General features: G+C 54.4%; 17 protein-coding genes. 15 read left to right on the top strand and 2 right to left on the bottom strand.

Going from position 1 to position 20851, the window contains the following annotated elements:
• From Dvar_RS29860 to Dvar_RS29800, 13 genes are all read left to right on the top strand, one after another.
• Complete coding sequence (locus Dvar_RS29860; protein ID WP_419656777.1) at positions 1 to 807, top strand: phosphatidate cytidylyltransferase; 807 nt, start codon at positions 1 to 3, stop codon at positions 805 to 807.
• A 36-nt stretch (positions 808 to 843) separates the two neighbouring features.
• Positions 844 to 2007: a 1-deoxy-D-xylulose-5-phosphate reductoisomerase gene (locus Dvar_RS29855; RefSeq protein ID WP_419656776.1), complete on the top strand. Its 1164-nt coding sequence runs from the start codon at positions 844 to 846 to the stop codon at positions 2005 to 2007.
• Between the two features lie 11 nt (positions 2008 to 2018).
• Complete coding sequence (gene rseP / locus Dvar_RS29850; protein WP_419656775.1) at positions 2019 to 3383, top strand: RIP metalloprotease RseP; 1365 nt, start codon at positions 2019 to 2021, stop codon at positions 3381 to 3383.
• A gap of 84 nt (positions 3384 to 3467) precedes the next feature.
• Complete coding sequence (locus Dvar_RS29845) at positions 3468 to 6464, top strand: AIR synthase-related protein (protein ID WP_419656774.1); 2997 nt, start codon at positions 3468 to 3470, stop codon at positions 6462 to 6464.
• A complete protein-coding gene (locus tag Dvar_RS29840) occupies positions 6461 to 7276 on the top strand; it encodes a phosphoribosylformylglycinamidine synthase subunit PurQ (RefSeq protein WP_419656773.1) in 816 nt (271 codons plus the stop codon). Before Dvar_RS29845 ends, Dvar_RS29840 begins: the two co-directional genes overlap by 4 nt.
• A 28-nt stretch (positions 7277 to 7304) precedes the next feature.
• Positions 7305 to 7499 (top strand): DUF6625 family protein, encoded by a 195-nt coding sequence (locus Dvar_RS29835; RefSeq protein ID WP_419664177.1) that lies wholly within the window; start codon positions 7305 to 7307, stop codon positions 7497 to 7499.
• 441 nt (positions 7500 to 7940) lie between these two features.
• Positions 7941 to 8981, top strand: a complete 1041-nt coding sequence (gene waaF, locus Dvar_RS29830; protein ID WP_419656772.1) for a lipopolysaccharide heptosyltransferase II — start codon at positions 7941 to 7943, stop codon at positions 8979 to 8981.
• A 195-nt stretch (positions 8982 to 9176) separates the two neighbouring features.
• Entirely contained in the window at positions 9177 to 10409 is a 1233-nt protein-coding gene (locus Dvar_RS29825) for an O-antigen ligase family protein (RefSeq protein WP_419656771.1), read from the top strand.
• A complete protein-coding gene (locus Dvar_RS29820; RefSeq protein ID WP_419656770.1) occupies positions 10402 to 11343 on the top strand; it encodes a glucosamine inositolphosphorylceramide transferase family protein in 942 nt (313 codons plus the stop codon). Before Dvar_RS29825 ends, Dvar_RS29820 begins: the two co-directional genes overlap by 8 nt.
• A gap of 4 nt (positions 11344 to 11347) precedes the next feature.
• Complete coding sequence (locus Dvar_RS29815) at positions 11348 to 12268, top strand: lysophospholipid acyltransferase family protein (RefSeq protein ID WP_419656769.1); 921 nt, start codon at positions 11348 to 11350, stop codon at positions 12266 to 12268.
• 45 nt (positions 12269 to 12313) lie between these two features.
• Complete coding sequence (locus tag Dvar_RS29810; protein ID WP_419656768.1) at positions 12314 to 12592, top strand: glycosyltransferase family 9 protein; 279 nt, start codon at positions 12314 to 12316, stop codon at positions 12590 to 12592.
• The gene (gene waaF, locus Dvar_RS29805) at positions 12589 to 13701 is read left to right on the top strand and encodes a lipopolysaccharide heptosyltransferase II (RefSeq protein WP_419656767.1); all 1113 of its coding nucleotides are present in this window, start codon (positions 12589 to 12591) and stop codon (positions 13699 to 13701) included. The genes Dvar_RS29810 and waaF (Dvar_RS29805) overlap by 4 nt, the downstream gene beginning before the upstream one ends.
• Before the next feature lie 5 nt (positions 13702 to 13706).
• On the top strand, positions 13707 to 14525 hold the full coding sequence (locus Dvar_RS29800) for a glycosyltransferase family 2 protein (RefSeq protein WP_419656766.1): 819 nt from the start codon (positions 13707 to 13709) through the stop codon (positions 14523 to 14525).
• Positions 14526 to 14583: 58 nt separating this feature from the next.
• Here Dvar_RS29800 and Dvar_RS29795 read toward each other — a convergent pair whose 3' ends face one another.
• Positions 14584 to 15762: a glycosyltransferase gene (locus tag Dvar_RS29795; protein WP_419656765.1), complete on the bottom strand. Its 1179-nt coding sequence runs from the start codon at positions 15760 to 15762 to the stop codon at positions 14584 to 14586.
• A 200-nt stretch (positions 15763 to 15962) separates the two neighbouring features.
• Here Dvar_RS29795 and Dvar_RS29790 point away from each other — a divergent pair, with 200 nt between their 5' ends.
• Together Dvar_RS29790 and Dvar_RS29785 are read left to right on the top strand one after the other, a co-directional pair.
• Positions 15963 to 17123, top strand: coding sequence for a glycosyltransferase family 4 protein (locus tag Dvar_RS29790; protein WP_419656764.1), 1161 nt, complete (start codon positions 15963 to 15965; stop codon positions 17121 to 17123).
• Between the two features lie 442 nt (positions 17124 to 17565).
• Positions 17566 to 18741, top strand: a complete 1176-nt coding sequence (locus Dvar_RS29785) for a glycosyltransferase family 4 protein (protein ID WP_419656763.1) — start codon at positions 17566 to 17568, stop codon at positions 18739 to 18741.
• A 51-nt stretch (positions 18742 to 18792) separates the two neighbouring features.
• Here the strand turns inward: Dvar_RS29785 and Dvar_RS29780 are convergent, their stop codons facing one another.
• On the bottom strand, positions 18793 to 20544 hold the full coding sequence (locus tag Dvar_RS29780) for an ABC transporter ATP-binding protein (RefSeq protein WP_419656762.1): 1752 nt from the start codon (positions 20542 to 20544) through the stop codon (positions 18793 to 18795).
• Positions 20545 to 20851: the final 307 nt, after the last annotated feature.

Here is a 20851-nt window from a genome sequence, read left to right as displayed (position 1 = left end):
ATGCATCTGAAACGCTGGATAACCGGCATCGTCGCTGTGCCCATCATTTATCTGCTGGTGGTGGCCGGAGAGACGATATTCTTTCTGCTTGTCGCCGCCGTGAGTGTGGTAACCCTGGCCGAGTACTACCGGGCGGTTTTCAAACCCGCGGGGCGGGGTCCGGCGCAGCTGATGCCCTGGCTGGGGCTGGTCTTGGCGCCGGTCATTGTCTGGGTCGTGAACTACAAAAGCATGGCCCATGCCCCCCTGATTATTGCGATCGATCTGATTGTGACGGCCGGATTGACCCTGCCGCATTTCAAGGACGACGACCAGGCGCCTCATTTGGTGGCCAAACAGGTGTTGGGGTTGGTTTACATTCCTTTGTTTTTATCCTTTTTAGTCCTTTTGCGGTCCGGGGAAGCGGGCGCCCAGTGGATTTTTTGGTTGCTTTGCATTGTTGCCGCCGGCGATACCGGGGCATTTTATACGGGTAAAAGCATTGGGCGGCACAAACTCTGCCCCTGGGTCAGCCCCAAAAAAACGATCGAGGGCAGCATTGGTGGCCTATGTGCCAATGTCATTGTTGCCTTGCTGCTTAAAATGGTGCTGCTGCCCGAACTAACCACCCTGCCATGTGTGGTTTTCGCCCTTTTGATCGGCGTTGCCGGGCAGGTCGGGGATTTATTCGCATCGGAATTCAAACGTGCCGCCGGCATCAAGGATTCAGGGACGTTGCTTCCCGGGCACGGGGGATTTCTTGACCGTCTGGACGCGTTGCTGTTTGCCTCACCGCTTGCCTATCTGTTGAAAATTAGTATATTCTGATTCAAAATCATTGCCACGGCCAAGAGAAAAATCACCATGAAATCAATATCCATTTTAGGGGCGACCGGTTCGATCGGCACGAATGCTCTTGAAATTGTAAGACAATTTCCCGATCGGTTCGCTGTTGCGGCACTGACTGCGAATACCCGGGCGGCCGCCCTGGCCGAGCTGATTGTTGAATTCAGGCCCAGGATTGCCGCCGTGGCAGACGCCGATTATGCCGACCAACTGCGCACCTTGTTGCCAGCGGACCTTGATGTGGCGATTGTGCACGGTGAGGACGGATATGTTCAGGCCGCCACCTGTGAAGCGGCCGATATTGTTCTCGGCGCCATGGTGGGGGCCGCTGGATTGGTGCCTACCCTGGCGGCCATTGACGCCGGCAAGGATATCGCTCTGGCCAACAAGGAAACCCTGGTGATGGCCGGGGCCATCGTTATGCAGCGAGTTCGAGAGCGCGGGGTCAAACTGATGCCTGTGGACAGTGAGCACAGCGCCATTTTCCAAAGTATGGCCGGCCAGGGCCCCAACAGAATCCGGGAAATCCTGCTAACGGCCTCCGGTGGTCCGTTCCGCGAGCGAAAAATTTGTGACTTTGACGCCATTACCCCTGCCCAAGCGCTTGATCATCCCAACTGGTCCATGGGCAACAAGATTACCATTGATTCAGCCACGTTGATGAACAAAGGGCTTGAGGTGATCGAGGCCCACTGGCTTTTTGATACTGATTTTGACGATATCAAGGTTGTGATTCACCCCCAGAGCATCATTCATTCCATGGTGACCTATGCCGATGGGGCGGTGCTGGCCCAGATGGGGGTGCCGGACATGAAAGGTGCCATTGCCTATGGACTGTCCCACCCCCACCGGTTGCCACTGAATCTCCCCGCGCCTGATTTTCCTCGTATTGGAACGCTCACGTTTGAGGAACCGGATCTTGAACGCTTTCCCTGTTTGGGCCTGGCTTTCTCAGCCGGAAAAGCCGGCGGGACCATGCCCACGGTACTCAACGCCGCCAACGAGGAAGTGGTGGCCGCCTTTTTGGATGGAAGACTGCCTTTCACCGGGATCCATGCAATCGTGGATCAGACCCTGAATCAACATTGCCGGGCCTCCGGCACTGATCTTGATCAGATTATCGCGGCGGACCACTGGGCCAGGGAAACGGCCAGGTCCCTGATTCGCCGTCAGGAGTGTTAACAAATTCGCTTATGACCACGAATATTTTTGCCTTTGTGATTGTCCTTGGGGTGCTCATTTTTTTTCACGAACTGGGCCATTTCCTTGTCGCCAGACTTTTTGGGGTCGGTGTCGAAAAATTCTCCTTGGGGTTCGGTCCGCGTCTTTTCGGCAAAACCGTTGGCCTGACCGATTACCGCATCTCCGCCGTTCCACTGGGCGGTTACGTCAAGATGGTGGGGGATGAACCCGACGCCGAGCTTGAACCGGAGCTGATTCCCTACTCGTTCACCCACAAAAATGTGTATAAACGCATCCTGATTGTGGCTGCCGGCCCCTTTTTCAACCTGCTTCTGGCAGCGATCATCTACACGGCCTTTTTCATTTTTATCGGTACCGAGGATATTCGGCCGGTGGTCAACCATGTGACCCCCGACAGCCCGGCACACAAGGCAGGGATTCATATCGGAGATACCATCAACAGTGTCGACGGCACCCCGGTCACCGCCTGGGGGGATATCAATCGTCTGATCGCCGATGCCGATGGCAATCCCGTGAAAATCCAGTATACCCACGCGGACAGACTCGCCCAAACCACGGTAACGCCCCAAACAAAAGTGGCCAAGGATATATTGGGCGATGATATGCCCTATTTTGATGCGGGGTTTTCCGGTCTGCCGCCTTTAAAAGCTGTTGTCGGGGATGTGGCCGAGGGCTATCCAGCCAAAAAGGCAGGGCTTAAAAAAGGCGATCGCATCGTTGAGATCAATGGTACGCCGGTGGACGGCTGGCACGATATGAAGGACATTATCTCCCAGAGCAAGGGAGAGGCGTTGACCCTGCGTGTCTTGCGCGGGCAGGAGTCCCTCAGCGTAGAGATTGTGCCGGTGCTGTTCAGTGAAGAGAACGTACTCGGTGAAAAAGTGAACAGCTACCGCATCGGGATTTCCACTCCGGGGGTCGATATTCCCGAGGCCGATCTCGTCATTATCAAGCTCGGGCCAATCGATGCGGCCCTGGAAAGCGTCAAGCAAACGTACCAGATTTCGCGGCTGACCATCCTGAGCATTGGTAAACTCATTAAAGGCACGGTCTCCACCAAGACCCTGGGCGGCCCCATCATGATTGCCGAGATGGCCGGCCAGCAGGCCAAGGCGGGATTAACCAATCTTATTTTTTTCATTGCCGTGCTCAGTATCAATCTGGCGATCCTGAACTTTTTGCCGATTCCGGTGCTCGATGGCGGGCATTTGATGTTTTTCTTTATCGAGGCAATCATCCGGCGTCCGGTCAATCTGCGTATGCGGGAAATTGCCCAGCAGGCGGGTATTTTTATCCTGATCATGCTGATGATTTTTGTATTCTATAATGATATCATGCGACTGTTTTCAAACTGATTGGTTGATTGGTTGATTGGTTAATTAGTTTGTTGGTTCGTTTTCCTTTCTTTTGACACTTTAAACGTTTTCATAGGTTTTCCCATGCCCCAACGAATCGAAATAACCCTCAAGGATGAGCTGTTCGATGCGGAAGGCGAGGCCTTGCGCCTCAAGGCCAAAAACTATTTCGGCATCCACATCGATGCGGTCCGCACCATCACCGTGGTGACCATCGATGCTGAATTGACGGACTCTCAGGTGGAAACGATTCGCAGTGAAATCTTCACCAATCCGGTCACCCAGGTATCCTCCATCAAGCCCCTGGCCGTGAATTTCGATTGGATCATCTGGATCGGGTTCAGGCCCGGCGTTCGGGACAACCCCGGTGCCACTGCTGTTGAGGCCGTGGAAGACCTCTTGCGGGTCAAGCTCAAAACCGGGGAGGCCATTTACACCTCGAAACGCTACTGCCTGACGGGAAGCCGTCTTAAGCGCCGGGATGTGGAGCGTATCGCCGGCGAACTGTTGGCCAACGATATCATCCAGCAGTGGGCCGTGTACGATAAAGCCGGGTGGGATCCGGCCACCGGCATCGGGCTTGTCATTCCCAAGGTCATTCTCAATCACCAACCGGAAGTGACCACGCTTTCCATCGATAGTGACGAAACCCTGGTCCGGCTCAGCGACGAGCGCAGCCTGTCGCTCAACCCCAATGACATCCCGACCATCCGGGCATATTTTCTCGACCCCGATGTAAAGCAAAAGCGCGGCGAGGTATCACTGGGTGATCCTACGGATGTGGAGCTGGAGTATATCTCCCAGGCGCGCAGCGACCACTGCAACCACAATACTTTTGGCGGTCGGTTTTCTTACCAGGATCTGGCTACAGGCGAAACGCAGACCATCGAGAGCCTTTTCAAAACCTATATCGAAGCCCCCACCCTGGAACTCAAAGCCAAAAAACCGTGGGTGGTATCGGTGCTGTGGGACAATGCCGGTGTCGGGCGCTTTGATGACGATCATTTCTATGTGATTACCGGTGAGACCCACAACTCGCCCTCCAACATGGAGGCCTACGGCGGTGCCATTACCGGTATTGTGGGGATTTATCGTGATCCCATGGGCACCGGTAAGGGATCCCGGCTGATCATGGGTAGCTACGGCTATTGTGTCGGCCCGCGGGATTACCCCGGACCGCTCAAACCGCGCCTGCATCCCAAACGCCTTTTGGACGGCGTGATCGAGGGGGTCCGTGACGGAGGCAACAAAAGCGGGATTCCCACGCCTTTCGGCCAGGTACTCTTCGACCCCGGATACCTGGGCAAATGCCTGGTCTTTGTCACGGCCCTGGGGATGATGCCGGCTGTGGTCGACGGCGAGCCATCCGATCAGAAAACCATCCTGCCCGGGGATCTGGCGATCATGTGCGGCGGCCGGGTCGGCAAGGATGGCATTCACGGTGTAACCGCCTCGTCGGCGACCTTTTCGGAAAATACACCGGCCGGCCATGTGCAGATCGGCGATCCTTACACCCAGAAGAAGATGCACGATTTTCTGATGGAGGCCCGTGATGAAGGCCTGATTCGTTTCATCACCGACAACGGCGGCGGCGGGCTTTCCTCGTCGGTGGGGGAGAGTGCCCTTTTTTCGGGCGGCTGCGAGATTCAGTTGGACAAAGTCCCCCTTAAATATGATGGATTGGATCAATGGGAAATCTGGATTTCAGAATCCCAGGAACGGATGACCGTGGCCATCGATCCAAAAAACCTTTCGCGTTTTATGACCCTGTCCCGGCTGCATGCCGTGGAAAGCACCGTCATCGGCACCTATACCGATACCGGTAAAATCCATATCACCTATAACGGTGTCACTTGTGCCTATATCGATCTGGATCTGCTCACCTCGGCGTTCCCCAAATGGGAGTTCGAGGCCCACTGGCAGCCGCCGGCCCGGCGTGGGCTGAGCGAGCCGGTCCTGGGACCGCCCGATGATTACCAGACGCTGATCCTGGACCTTCTGGCCCGTCCCAACATCTGCTCCAAAGCGTGGATTTGCCGCCAGTACGATCATGAGGTACAGGGCAGCAGCGTGATCAAACCGCTGGTGGGCGTCGAGCGTGACGTGCCCACGGATGCCGCTGTGATTCGCCCCGTTCTGACCTCAAAAAAGGGGCTGGTCTTCTCACAGGCCCTGCTGCCTATGTATTCGGCGATCGATGCCTACCACATGACGACCTGCACCATCGACGAAGCGGTTCGGCGGGCCGTTGCCGTGGGCGGTGATCCTGAGCATCTGGGCGGGGTGGATAACTTTTGCTGGCCCAATATTCAGCATGATCCGGTCAAGAATCCCGATGGCCGCCACAAGGCTGCCCAACTGGTACGCTCCTGCCAGGCGTTGAAGGCCATGTGCCTGGCATACGGCATTCCGCTGCTCTCCGGCAAGGATTCCATGTATGTGGATGGCCATCTGCCGGGCCGCTATGGTGAAACCAACAAGGTGTCGGCGCTGGAGACACTGCAGTTTTCCGTGACCGGCGTGATTGCTGATGCACGGCAATGCCAGACCATGGACCTCAAGGTCCCCGGTGATTGGGTCTACGTTGTCGGCACCACGCAAAACGAGCTCGGCGGCTCTGAGTATTATGCAACCTTAAGCAAAGTGGGGCTGAATGTTCCCCAAGTCGATGCGGATGCCTTTGCTGCGTGTTATGGCCGTATGGCCCAGGCCATCCGCCAGGGACTGCTGGCCTCCTGTCACGGGGTGTATCGGGGCGGGTTGGGTGTTCATCTGCCAATGGTGGCCATGGGCGGCAACCTGGGACTCACCGTGGATTTGGCCAGGGTGCCGGCCAACGGGGTCGATCGTGATGACACACTGCTTTTTTCGGAGAGTGCCGGCCGATTTATCGTTAGCGTCGCTCCGACAAACAAAACCGCTTTTGAGAACTTGTTCGAGGGGATGCCGGTGGCCTGCGTGGGTGCGGTGACCGAAGCGCCGGAACTTAAAATTACCGGCATGGATGGCAGCGTTTTGGCCACACTAACCGTGGCGGAAATGAAGGCGGCCTGGAACGGGCCATTCGGGGATTTGATATGAAACCAAATGCATTGGTGTTGACGGGCTTCGGCCTGAATTGTGATCATGAAACGGCCTATGCCTTTGAACTGGCCGGCGCGACGGCCCAGCGGGTGCACATCAACGCCCTGATTGCCGGCGATGTAACCCTGGAAAAATTCCAGATTTTGGCCTTTGGCGGTGGATTCAGCTGGGGTGACGATCATGGAGCCGGGGTGGTTCAGGCTCTGCGCCTGAAAACCAATCTTGGTGATCAGCTGCTGGCTTTTGTCGAGGCGCAGAAACTGGTCATCGGTATTTGCAACGGGTTCCAGACCCTTGTCAATCTCGGCCTGCTGCCGGGCATTGACGGTGACTACACCCGGCGCAGCGTGGCCCTGGTGACCAACGATTGCGGCAATTTTCGGGACCAGTGGGTGCGGCTTACCGTTGACCCTGCTTCTCCGTGTGTGTTCACCCGTGGGATCGATGCCATCGATCTGCCGGTAAGGCATGGAGAAGGCAAGTTCTATGCGGATGCTTCCATGCTCAAGGTCCTTGCCGCCAATCACCAGACAACCATGCAGTATGCACTGACCGACGGTCAGCCGGCAGGCGGGGCATTTCCCCATAATCCCAATGGTTCGCTGAACGATATTGCCGGCATCTGCGATCCCACCGGGCGCATCTTCGGTTTGATGCCCCATCCGGAGGCCTACAACCACACCACCAACCATCCGGATTGGACCCGGCAGCGGGAACTGGCCAAGCGCGGCGGCGGGCACCGGGAGTCGACGGTTGGGATGGGGATTCGTATCTTTGAGAATGCCGTAGACTATTTCAGGGCTGACTAAACCCTGATTGGATTTATCACCAATAGCCATGAAAAGCGCTTTCTTATTACCATTCATGGGTCCACTGCCGCCTTATTTCGCATTTTGGGCCAAATCTTGTGAAGCCAATAAGGACGATTTCCATTGGTTCGTGTATTCGGACCAGATCGAATCACAAATGTCCGTATGCGAATCGATCGGGTCAGGACGCTGGGGGACAATGATATTGTTCGGGCGGAAATGAGCAGGCAATGTCATCGCTCGTTCAATGAGTCGGAGGAATTGTTAAAGATCGTTTCCAACGGGGATGCTTATTGGTGTCGTTCCGGATCCCTGCAACCGATGATGGTGGAACCCTTTAACTACCGACAGATCTTCTCCATATGGAATAACGGTGATGTGACGGTCTATGATAACCGGTGGCATAAAAGGGATTTGAAATCTGTAGCAAAAGGGGGGCGAAGAAGTGGCGCCCCAGGACCAGGCAGTAACGCTGAATAAGGGTGCAGGAAAAAAATAATTACATCAGATTGCGCCGGATTTGCACATCGTCTACAAGGCGCATCTGCCGGTGCATATTTGGAATCTGTGCCGGCGGATGGAACGCCGTAGACGGGCGCAAGGACAAGCAAGATGGGGTAATTATTTTTTTCCTGCGCCCTAAGACAAAGACTTCGGATTGCCAATGAATCTCAAAGCGCGAAAAGCGATCAAGCGGCTGTTGATTCGATCGACCAACTGGATTGGTGACGCCATCATGACCACGCCGGCGGTACGGGCCATCCGGCGCAATTTCCCGGACGCCCACATCAGTATGCTGGCCAAACCCTGGGTCGCACCGGTGTTTGCCCATAGTCCCCATGTGGACGAAATTGTGAATTACGATGCGGGTGGCCGCCATGCCGGTGCACCAGGAACCCTCAGATTGGCCAAGGATCTTCGCACACAGCGATATGATGCGGCCATTTTGCTGCAAAATGCCATCGAGGCGGCCATCATTGCCTTTTTGGCCGGGATCCCCAGACGTATCGGGTTTGACAGCGATGGCCGGCGTCTGTTACTGACCCATCCGGTGCGCCGCACCCGGGCGATCAGATCCATTCACCAGACTGGATACTATCTCAAGATCCTGGAGGGCGCCGGACTGTCCACGGGCTCGCCCGACCTCGAGCTGCACCTGGACCCTGCGGACATCCGGCGGGGGGGGCAATTGCTCGCCGAATTCAGTGTGGCGCCGGACCGGCCGATCATCGGTCTCAATCCCAGCGCCACGTTTGGCCCGGCCAAGCAGTGGTTTCCCGAACGGTATGCTGCCCTGGGCGATCGATTGAACCAGGACCTTGACGCCACGATCCTGGTCTTTGGCGGTCCCGGGGACCGTGAGCTGGGCCGGTCGATTACTGCTCAAATGTCGGCGCCGGCCGTTGATTTGAGTGGCCGGACCAGTCTGGGCGAGGCCATGGCTCTGATCGGTCGCTGTGCTGCCTTTGTGACCAACGATTCGGGACTCATGCACGTGGCCGCGGCATTGACTACTCCCCTGGTGGCGGTTTTTGGATCGACCAATTCGACCACCACGAGCCCCTTCAGCCATACGAGCCGTATCGTCAGGGTGCCCACCCCCTGCAGTCCCTGCATGCAGCCGGTATGTCCGTTAGGCCATATGGACTGCATGCGCCAGGTGACTGTAGACATGGTGGCCGCTGCCGTAAAGGATCTGCTTTGAATATACTCACCGTCATTCGCACAGCGCTATCTTGCAGCCCCTGTTTTAAAAGGTCCTGGAACGTGCACCAATGACGTTGCAGGAAAAATATTTCGGTAGCGATGGTGGTTGAGGCGGTGGAACAGGCCTTAGCCCAAGCGCTCCATAAAAAGTAGTCATTGGAAATGATGGTTACAGAGATGGAGGATCTAGCCAATGATGATTGCCTCACCCAAGGAGTGGTTTTCCGTTTCGGATGCGACATTCAATGAAAAGGCACTATACGTAGCCGTTCTGCTGACATTTTTCTGCCTGCCCTTGGGAACCGCTCCACCGACGATTGCCGGGGCGCTGTCCGTGGCAATATGGCTTTTTTCAGGAATTGCCATTGCTAAGCGACGTGTTTATCGGTCAACGTACTGGATGCCGGTATACGCAATGGCAATTCTACCTTTGATCGGAATGATTTACACCCATGATAAATACGGGATGAGTGCAGATTATGGTGGAAAGGCATATTACTGGCTGTTTGGTTTGGTCGTGGCGGCGATTTCATTTCGGCGATTGCCAGCATTGCGCCTGGTTCAGGCATTTATGCTTGGGTTGGCCATTAATGTGTTTGCGGCCATGGCTCAGATCATTTTCAACTTGCAGGATAGATACGGCCAGCACCGGGGATTGGGGCCTGATTACAGCACATTGTCCGCTTATCTGATTGTCGGCATCATGATGACGGTTTTCTTCCTGAACCGCAGCCAACAGCGAACCCCAACCACCGTTGCCCTGTGGGGACTTCTTGGGCTCTATTTTTTCCATTTGTTGATTCTACGGAGTCGGGCCAGCTATGTCGCTTTTGTTCTTCTGATACCGTTTATTGGAATGACTTATTTTAAAACGCGAAAGTTGCTTAAAACAGCTACCATTTGTCTGTTGGTACCCGCTTTGATGATGCTGTCCCCGGTCGTGCGAGAGCGCATTAAAAAAACCATTCATGAGTTGACGTATCATGTTGAGGCAGATGCAGGCGCCGCATGGGGCAATCAATATACAAAAAAACAGGATCGGTTTTATATGTGGAATGGTGCACTGCGAATCATTCGAGATCATCCATTGATCGGTGTGGGAACCGGGGGGTACAAAACAGCCCTCAAGGAAAAAGACCCTGATCCCAATATCCCGCCCCAGTCCCATCCCCATAATAATTTTCTCCACATCGGGGTGAGTTACGGCTTGTTTGGCCTGGTGATTTTTTGTTGGTTTATATTCTCCGTTATTTCGAAAAGTTGGCGGAACAGAACGGCACCGGAGGGATATTTTGTATTTTCTGTAATTCTGGTCATGTTGATGACGGGGTTATTCAATACACAAATAATAGACCTCGGGACGGCATTGCTTATATCATTGGCGGTTGGCTTGCAGCAGGCGTTTGAGGACTCAGCCTATGACTGACATCCAAGCTCAGGGAACGTCGACGATGCCGTCTTTCATGAAAAGAATAAAGAACCTTTTCTCCCACAACAAACGTGAACCGAAAATAGAAGTCAATGGCAAGTGGTCCATCGGTATATACGCAGGTGTCTCTCCCATTGATTTGCAGTCTGAACCTGCCGTCATGAATCCTGTGCTCACCGCATCCGATGTAACCGATGTGCATGCCAATTTTGTTGCGGATCCATTTATGATTCGTGAAGGGTCGACCTGGTATATGTTTTTTGAAGTCGATACGATCCGCGATGCGGGCAATATCGGCAAAATTGGCATGGCCAGCAGCCGGGATGGATATTTATGGACGTATGAAAGAATCGTTCTTGAAGCACCCTTTCATCTCTCCTACCCTTATGTTTTCGAATGCAATGGCGACTATTATATGATACCGGAAACCCGATCCGTACGGTCCATTTACTTATACAAAGCAAAAACATTTCCGAACAAATGGCGGCTTGAGAAAACGCTTCTCAAAGGGAAACGCTTTGCGGATGCTTCGATTTTCAGGTACGATAACCAGTGGTGGTTGCTGACGGATTCCGGTAACACGACCTTGAGACTTTATGTCTCAACGAATTTGAAACAGGGATGGAAAGAACACTCAAAAAGTCCGATCATCAAAAAAAATCTGTCTGCCGCCCGCCCGGGGGGGCGGGTGACGATAGTGGACGATCACATCGTCCGTTTTGCTCAGGATTGCTACCCTTTCTATGGAAATAAGGTGTGGGCATTCAAAATAACTGAGCTGACGAGAAAGACATACAAGGAGGAGAAATATCCCGACCCTGTGATACAACCCAGCGGAAGTGGCTGGAACAAATTCGGCATGCACACCGTCGATCCGCATCAATTGGAAGATGGTCGTTGGATCGCTTGCGTGGATGGATTTGGAGATTGATGATATGGCCAAAAGAAAACCACCGACGCCGATTGATATAAAAATTTGCGGTATCATTACCTGCCTGATATCGGCCATAGGAAGGATTCCGCGCCCTGTGGCCCGCCGGCTGGGCAATGGATTGGGAAACCTCGGTTTCCGGCTGGACCGCCGGCACCGCAAGGTCGCCCTGGACAATTTGTCTCTTGCCTTCGGTGACGAACTGACCGCCAGGCAACGGTGGGTGCTGGCGCGGTCGGTATACCATCATTTGGGCCAGATCCTTTTTGAAGTGGGCTGGTCCATGAGGGCATCGGATGCGGAATTGGACCGATCGATTCACATTGAGGGGTTGGAACACTACCGCGCCGCCTTTGAAAAGGGAAAAGGGGTGTTGGTCGTCACCGGTCATCTGGGCAACTGGGAGCTTTTGTCCATTGTTGCCGATCGCGCCAGAATTCCCATCTATGTCGTCTATCGCCCCATGGATTTTACTCCCCTGAATTTGTTTTTTGAGTGGCTGCGTAGCAGATTCGGCGCCCGCCTGATTCCCACCAGCCACGCCATGATCCGGATCGTCCGGGCATTGAAGAAAAAAGAGGTTGTAGCCATCCTCATGGATCAGAGCGTGGATTGGTATGACGGGGTCTGGGTCGACTTTTTCGGCCACCGGACCTGTACCAGCAAAGGCATGGCATTGATTGCCCTGAAAAGCCGCAGTCCGGTGTTGTCATGTTTTTTGTATCGTGAGAAAACCGGATTCCGGGCCGTGTTCGGACCGGAGATTCCGCTGGTGGTCACCGGTGACAAGACCAAGGACATCGAGGCCAACTCCTTGAACTACAGCAAGGCCGTTGAACAGGGGATTCGCAGGCATCCCGAGCAGTGGTTCTGGGTTCACCGGCGATGGAAGAAGAAGGCTTTTTGCGAATGGCCACGGAAGTAGTTATTCATCGGTTATCGGTTATAAGAAGAGAAACTCGGATTGTCCATGAATTTGAAAGCGCGCAAAGCGATCAAGCGGCTGTTGATTCGATCGACCAACTGGATTGGTGACGCGATCATGACCACGCCGGCGGTGCGGGCCATCCGGCGCAATTTCCCGGACGCCCACATTAGTATGCTGGCCAAACCCTGGGTCGCACCGGTGTTTGCCCATAGTCCCCATGTGGACGAAATTGTAAATTACGATGCGGGTGGCCGTCATGCCGGTGGAGTCGGGACCATCAGGTTGGACATGGTGGCCGACGCGGTAGAGGGCCTGCTTTGAATATTCTCATCGTCAAACTCAGCGCCATTGGAGATGTGATCCATACGCTGCCGGCATTGAACGCCATTCGTGCGCATTATCCCAAGGCGCACATCACCTGGCTGGTGGAAACAGCGGCCGCCGATCTGGTCATCGGCCACCGGGCCCTGGACCGGGTGATCGTATCCCACCGCAAACGCTGGATACGCGAGCTAAAGGGCCCTGGGCGAGGGCAGGTGCTGGCCGACATCCGCCGATTTTGGCATGCGCTGCGCGACACCGATTATGATATCATCATTGATTTTCAAGCCCTGCTAAAAAGTGCGGTTTTGGTGTGGCTGGCCAGGGGCAAACGCAAGATCGGTTTTGATCGCGGCATGCAGCATCAGGAGCACAGCTACCTCTTATTGAATGAGCGCATCCCACCTATGGACATGGAGGTGCATGCCCTGACCCGCGGATTGATGCTGCTTAAGGCCATCAGCATCGAAACCTCATCCGTGGTGTACGATGTGCCCGTGTCCGAAAGGGATCGCCGGCAGGTCAAATCCATTCTGGACGAGAACGGTATCGACGGGTCGCGCCTTCTGGTGGCCATCAACCCCGTGGCGCTTTGGGAAACCAAGCTCTGGTTTAACGATCGGTTTGCGGCCCTGGCCGACCGGTTGGTGAGGGAGTACGGGCTGGATGTGGTCTTTACCGGTGGCCCCGGGGATCGTGAAACCATCGCCGACATCCGTGCCAAGATGACTGAAAAGGCGGCCGATTTTTCGGGTCGCACAACACTGACCATGCTGGCGGCCTTGTACCAGCAGGCCGCCCTTCTGGTGACCACCGATACCGGCCCCATGCATCTGGCCGCTGCCGTGGATACACGGGTGGTGGCCCTTTTTGGCCCCACGGCACCATGGCGCACCGGACCGTACGGCCAGGGGCATACGGTGGTGCGCACGGCACCGCCCTGCAGTCCCTGTTTCAAGCGCCAGTGCGACATGCACCAGTGCCAGTGCATGCGCGACATTACCGTGGAAATGGTTTTGGCGGCGGTGGTCGACCACCTTGATATTGGGAACCGCGTTTCTTTTATCCCTAACCGTCGGGCTGGAACCGGCTTTCAAATGATGGAGTGATGGGGATGCCTGATTCTCAAAAATACAGGCTGTCGGTAGCCGTCATCGCCAAGGACGAGGCGGACCGAATCCCGATCTGCCTGGGCAGCCTGGATTTTGCTGACGACGTTGTTGTGGTTGTTGATTCGGCCAGTCAGGACGACACCCTGGCCATTGCCCAGTCATATGGATACCGGGTGCTGTCTAGGCCGTGGATGGGCTACGCCAGACAAAAACAGTTTGCCGTGGACAACTGCGCCAACGATTGGGTGATGATCCTGGACGCGGATGAATGCATTCCCGGCCAGACCGCGAAGGCCATTGTCGGATTATTGGCTGATCCGCCGGTGGATATTGCCGCCTATGGCTTCATGAGAAGAAATATCTTTCACGGGCGATGGTTCAAACGCTGCGGGTGGTGGCCGGATCGTGTGGTCCGGCTGGTCGATCGCAGCCGCGGCAAGTTCAGTGAAAATCTGGTGCATGAGCAATGGGTCGCCGATGGCGGCGTCAGACAACTGGATGTGGTCATCGAACACTACAGCTTCCGAAACTACGCTGGCCTGATTGAGAAAATGCAGAACTATTCAACGCTTGCCGCCCAGCAGATGAAAAACGACGGTCGACGGGCCCGGTGGTGGACATCGATTTCGCATGGCCTGTGGACGTTTCTGCGATCCTATTTTCTGGAATTGGGAATCCTGGAAGGGTTTGACGGCTTCATGATTTCGACCACCAATGCCGGCGGATCATACCTGAAATACGCAAAGCTCTGGGAGTTGTGGCGCCACGGAAAAGCCCGGCAGGTGGAGAAGGTCGACTGCAAAGCAACCGATGCCTCATAAAATGTCAGAGGGACTGAAGTTTTCAATGATGATTTCCAAAAAGAAACCGCTAACGGCATTATTCTGCTGATAGGGATTGAAGCAGCGCTTTCCGGTAATTTTTACGTGAGTATCGACTGGCGTATGCTGCGGTCTTGGTTTTGAAGTGCTGACGCATGTCCTCATCCATATCCGTTGCCTTGGCAAGGCATCCGGCCAGCGCACGAACATTGCCTGACGGAAAGTACCAGCCAAGGTCATTGTCCTTCACAAGCTTTCCCACCAGCTGTTCATCGGAGGCGATCACGGGTTTGCCCGTGGCCATGGCCCGTGAAAGAATGCCGCTGGCTCCAAAGTGGTTCAGGTAGGGCAGCAGGACCACATCGGCGGCTTGAAAGCACGACTTCTCTTCGCTGCTCGAGACATACCGGTCCAGGAGCAGGGCGCGCTTTTCTCCTACCAACTGTTCGATGCCTCGCTTGACCCGCGGTGGGGGATTCTGCCTGCCGGCAATCAACAAAAACGTATTCTTGACCTTTAGCTGCAGCATCGCCTCGACGGCCAGATGGAGCCCTTTTCGCCTGGCACCGACGCCGAAAAAGAGAAATACTCTGTGGTCAGGCGGAACGCCAAGCGCAGCCCGTGCCTGATCAGAATCGCCGTCGAAGTCATCCGGACAAGGGTCGGGAAGAAAAAATATCGGTTTGTCCGGGAATTGCTCTTTGAAATCCTGGGTCAGGTATTCGTCAAGCAACAGCAGCGGACGGATCCAGTCGGCCTCCATGAACCGGCGAAATCCGGCCGCCTTGAGCATTCGATTCGGCGACCACCAGGGGGCGTCGGTGAAGCGTGGCCGGTGGTAAATACCGCCCATACGACCCTGCAGTAATAAAGGCGGATATAAACCAACGGCGGCACGACGAAAGGCGGCCGAGGCCAGTTCGTCAAACTCGCAGAGAAAAGCGCGCGGTGCTCCTGATTCTTCGAGTCCGAGCAGGATTGACGCCGCCAGACTACCGTTTCGGGGGTGACCCCGGTTGTCGAGGATAGGGATCAATGTGACCTGATCGATCAGATCGCCAAGGTGGTCTTCGACGATCGTGCGCGACTGGGGCCTCAGGTCCACGGCTAGCACGGGGTTGTAATCGGCAGACAGCAAATCTTCGGTAATGAACCGTAGCCAGCCGGGATGATGGCCTTCCATGCGGGGGTCGACCACGAGCAATCGACGGTTGCCTGATGGGTGTCTATTGGTCATCCTTTGCACGAAATCCTCTCCAGCTGCCAGTGGCAGCCTTTCCTCATAGATCGCTTTAAAATGATCGAAGCTTTACACCATCGCCGGTTTTATGTAAAGACGACAGCGCCATGATGCATCATTAGTAAATGATCGCCAAATGGGCGGCATCGAACAGCGCTGTAAAAGCAACACAAACAAGTTAAGGGAGGCACTATCCGATGGGCAAGCGACCACTGACTATCATTCATACAGAGAGCCATCGCAGTTGGGGAGGGCAGGAAATTCGGGTAATTACGGAATGTTTGTGGATGAAAAAAAAGGGCCACCGGGCGATATTGATCGCATCTAAAAAATCGCAAATCTATCCAAAAGCAAAAGCGGCCGGCCTGGATGTGCTGCCCATGTCCTTCACCAATCTGACGGCCCTGGGCGACCTGATTCGGCTCCGGGGATGGCTTAAATCCTATGCGCCCGATGTGCTCAATACCCACGGAAACATGGATGCCAAAGTGGGGCTGTTGGCCGCTGCGGGGCTGAAGGTTCCGTGTGTGATCCGGTCCCGGCACCACAGTCATCCGGTCACGCCTTCCTGGTACAATAAATTGCTGTATCGCAAGCTGAGCGACTATATATTCACCTCCGCACAGTGCATTTCTGATCAGATTGTAAACGACCTGGCCGTTGACCCTTCAAAAGTGGTGACCGTGAGCAGCGGATTCGTTCCGCCGGGCAAAATGATTTCCAAACCAGATGCCATGCATCGGCTCCAAAAGGAATTTGATCTGGATCCGGATACACGGTTTATCGGCAGTGTGGCCATGCTCAGTGAATGGAAGGGCCATCGTTTTCTGATCGATGCTTTTAAAGCGATCTGCGGTCAGTTTCCCCATCATCACCTGATGATTGTCGGGGATGGCGCCCAAATGCAGGCACTGATAGAACGCGCGCGAGACCACGGGCTGGCGGACAGAATTCATTTTGCTGGATTCCGTGAGGATCCATGGCCATTTTTCAGGGCCTTTGATATCAATATTCTGGCCAGCACCAAAAATGAGGCCACTTCACAGGTGCTGCCCCAGGCCATGTATGCCGGTTGCCCGGTGATTGGTACATGGGCTGGCGGTATCCCTGAAGTCATCGACCACGGCAACACCGGATATCTTGTCGAACCGGCGGATTCAGTAGCCCTGGCACGCGCCATGCAGATGATACTGAAGGACCCGGCGTCGGCCGCCGAGCTCGCGATGCGTGCTCAAAAAATGGCTTCCGAGAACTATACCATGACGGTGATGGTTGATCGAATCCTCGATCAATACCAAAAACGTTTTTCTTTGGCCGACGGCCAGCGAACAATAGGTCCGTTGAGCAAAGCGGGTTAGGGTCCAGGCTTAACATGAAGAACAAGATACATGACTTATTCAACCCTTACTTGCGTTATGATTGTTGCCGGCGATGAATATGGCCAGACAGATATTTGGCTTGACAATCTGCCGGTTACGCATGAAATTATTCAAAAGGCTGCATTTTTGGTTATACAGCCTTTGCATCTATTTCTTAACGCTTTCATTCCTGTTGGGACACATACAAAAAAGGAGAGATGCCATAAAATAAAGTACGTGCTCCCCTTTGCTGGTCTGGTCTTACCATCCTTTCTTTGTTAACGTTGAATCTTTCTGTTTCCTTTCATTTTTTCTGGCTTCTGCAGATCTTGTAGCGCTTCGCAGTCAATGCAGCGGGTGATCCTCTCCTTTTTCGAAATGACAGTGTTTACTCATTTATTGTCCGCCTGGCGGATGACAATAAAACAGGAGACGTGTCATCATGAGCAATCGATCTTTGGTTATCGTGCATACAGAGAGCCACCGCAGCTGGGGAGGGCAGGAAATGCGGGTGTTTGGTGAATGCCTGTGGATGAAAAAAAGAGGGCACCGATCGATATTGATTGCACCAAAAAAATCCCGGATCTATTCAAAGGCCAAGGTGGCCGGACTGGAAGTACGACCCATGACCTTCAGCATCCTGACGGCACCTGGCGATATGATTCAATTGCGGTCATGGCTGAAAAAAATGACTCCGCAAGTCTTCAACACCCATGGCAATATGGATGCAAAAGTTGGCCTTCTGGCTGCCCTGGGGCTTGGCATCCCCTGTGTCATCCGATCCCGGCACCATAGCCACCCGGTATCCCCCTCCTGGCATAACAAACTCATGTATCGTTATCTCAGCCACTACGTTTTCACAACTTCCAATTGCACAACGCGGCAAATCGTCGAGGATCTGGCGGTGGCACCGGACAAGGTGCTCACCGTTGCCAGCGGGATTACGCCGCCGGCTACATTGATGGATCGGGAGGCTGCCAGACAGCGCCTGCAGGAAGAACTTCACCTGCCCCCGGACGCACGTTTTTTGGGTAGCGTGGCCAGGTTGGGGGACTGGAAGGGGCACCGGTTGATCATTGACGGATTTGCCGACATCTGTAGGGCGTTTGGGCACCATCATCTGGTATTTGTCGGCGATGGGTCGGAAATGGAACCACTCAGGCAGCAATGTGAACGGCTGGGACTTACGGGCAGGGTCCATTTAGTCGGTTTCAAAAAGGACCCCTGGCCTTATTTCAGGGCCTTTGACCTCAATGTCCTGGCAAGCACCAAAAACGAAGGCATTCCCCAGGTACTGCTTCAGGCAATGATTGCCGGATGTCCGGTGATCGGTACCCGGGCGGGCGGTATCCCGGATATTGTTGAAGACGGCGTGACCGGACTGCTTGTTGCGCCAGGCCGATCAGATGGCCTTGCACAGGCCATGCAAACCCTTTTGAACCATCCAGAACGGGCAGCAAGGCTCAGCGCAAACGCCTTTACTTTTGTATCCCGGCAGCACACGATGGATCGGATGGGAGACAGAATTCTCGGCCTTTACCACCGGGTTGTCTCCGCAGAAAGACAAACCTCCGCTGCACCGTGTTTAATCGATTGCGATCACCGTCAACACCGTTAAACATTAAAAAAAAAGATCGGGCCGAATCGGGCGGTGGATATATTAATGCTGTCATTTCCCGCCGGCATATTGGGTTGTGTACAGGTTGTAGTACTCACCCCTATGGGACAGCAACTGTGTGTGCGTGCCTTCTTCGACGATTTTTCCGCCTACAATCACGGCAATCCGGTCGGCCCCGGAAATGGTGGACAGCCGGTGGGCGATCACGATCGTGGTGCGTCCGTGCATAAGATTTTCAAGGGCCTTTTGAACCACGGCTTCGGCCTCGGAGTCCAGTGAAGAGGTGGCTTCATCCAGAATCAGGATGGGGGCATCCTTGATCAATGCCCGCGCAATGCAAAGGCGCTGTTTTTCCCCGCCGGAAAGCCGGCTGCCCAACTCGCCGATCATCGTGTCGTACCCATTGGGGAAACGCTCGATGAAATCGTGGGCAAATGCGTCTTTGGCGGCCTGGACGAGACGATCATCGCTGGCGTTGACACTGCCATAGGCAATATTGTTGCGGACGGTCTCGTTAAACAGGATGGGCTCCTGGGTGACGATGGAAATCTGGCGACGCAGGTCGGCAACGGTAAATTCGCGAATATCCATGCCGTCGATCCGGACGCAGCCGTCGGTAACATCGAAAAAACGCGGAATCAGGTTGGCCAGGGTGCTTTTGCCGCCGCCGCTCATGCCCACCAGGGCCAGTACCTGGCCTTGCTCAACTGTCAGATCAATGCCTTTGAGTACTTCCTGATCACCATAGGTGAAGTGGACGTTCTCAAACCGCAGGTCATGGGAGGTCGAGGCAATGGATCGCGGCTCGTCGGGGTCCTTGATATCAATCGGTGTTTCAATGATGTCGAATACACGATCCGCTGCGGCCATGCCCTGCTGAATGGTGTTGTTCAGGTTGCTCAATTTTCTCACCGGATCGTAAAGGAGCAGGACGCAGGCCAGAAAGCTCATGAAGGTGCCCGGCGTGGTTTTGCCGGCGATCACTTCGGAGCCTCCGTACCAGATAACAAAGGCGATGCCCAGCCCGCCAAAAAATTCCATGATCGGTCCGGAGAGGGCGCGAACTTTGACCCCCTTGATTTCCAGGTTGAAAAGTCGCTGGGTCTGATTGAAGAAGCGCTGTTTTTCGTGGTTCTCCATGACGAACGCCTTGACGATCTTGTTGCCGGCAAAGGTCTCGTGCAAAAAGGCGGATAAATCGGCCATGGCCTCCTGGCATCCGGTGCTCACCCGCCGGACTTTTTGGCCCAGGATAAAAATCGGCCAGAAGGCCAGGGGCAGAACAAAAAAGGCCAGAATCGCCATGCGCCAGTTCTGATAGAAAATAACCGCCGTCAGGCCGACGATAGAGGCGATATCGCGCATGGAACTGGTGACCGCGGTACTCACCATGGATTTGAGGATATTCACATCATTGGTGATCCGTGACATGAGGGTGCCGGTGCGTTCCTTTTGAAAAAAGGCCAGGGAAAGATCCTGAATGCGGTCGTAAAGCCGGTTGCGCAGGCGGCGGATGATATCCTCGCCCACATAGTTCATGAAATACTCCTGGCCGTAGCGCCCCAACCCGTTGACCAGAAAAACCACGATCACCACCAGCGGTAGGACGATCAGACCGGTGGTGTCACGATTGACGAAAATGTCATCGATGACCGGTTTAATCAGATACCCCATGGCGGTGGTGGCCGCCGATATCATCAAACTGCATATGGCGGCCATGATCAGGCGGCCGCTGTTTTTCTTGATCAAGGTCAGGATGTGGCGATGCCTGTCCTTGAGGCTGAATTTAACAATTGTCCTCAACGTGATTTCCTTGTTTTCTATGAGAATAGACGATGGAAGGGGATTAACCCAATGACATGTATATTGAATTTATGTACAAATTGTAGCGTATGACGCAGGGTTTGTAAATGGACAGGATGCCAGGGCAGCAATTGTAATTTTGAAGGTGTTCGGCAGGAATTTCATCGATCGATAGTAAAAAATGATGCTCGATTACGATTACGAGCACGAGCACGAAAAAACGCCGATGCCCGTCGGTCGTGCTTAAGCTATGCGGTTCTCGTAATCGTAATCGAAAAATTCGACATGGCATAATTACAATTGCTGT

The sequence above is a fragment of the Desulfosarcina variabilis str. Montpellier genome (genome assembly GCF_048565275.1).
GTDB lineage: Bacteria > Desulfobacterota > Desulfobacteria > Desulfobacterales > Desulfosarcinaceae > Desulfosarcina > Desulfosarcina variabilis.
This window is presented reverse-complemented; position numbering and strand designations above follow the sequence as displayed.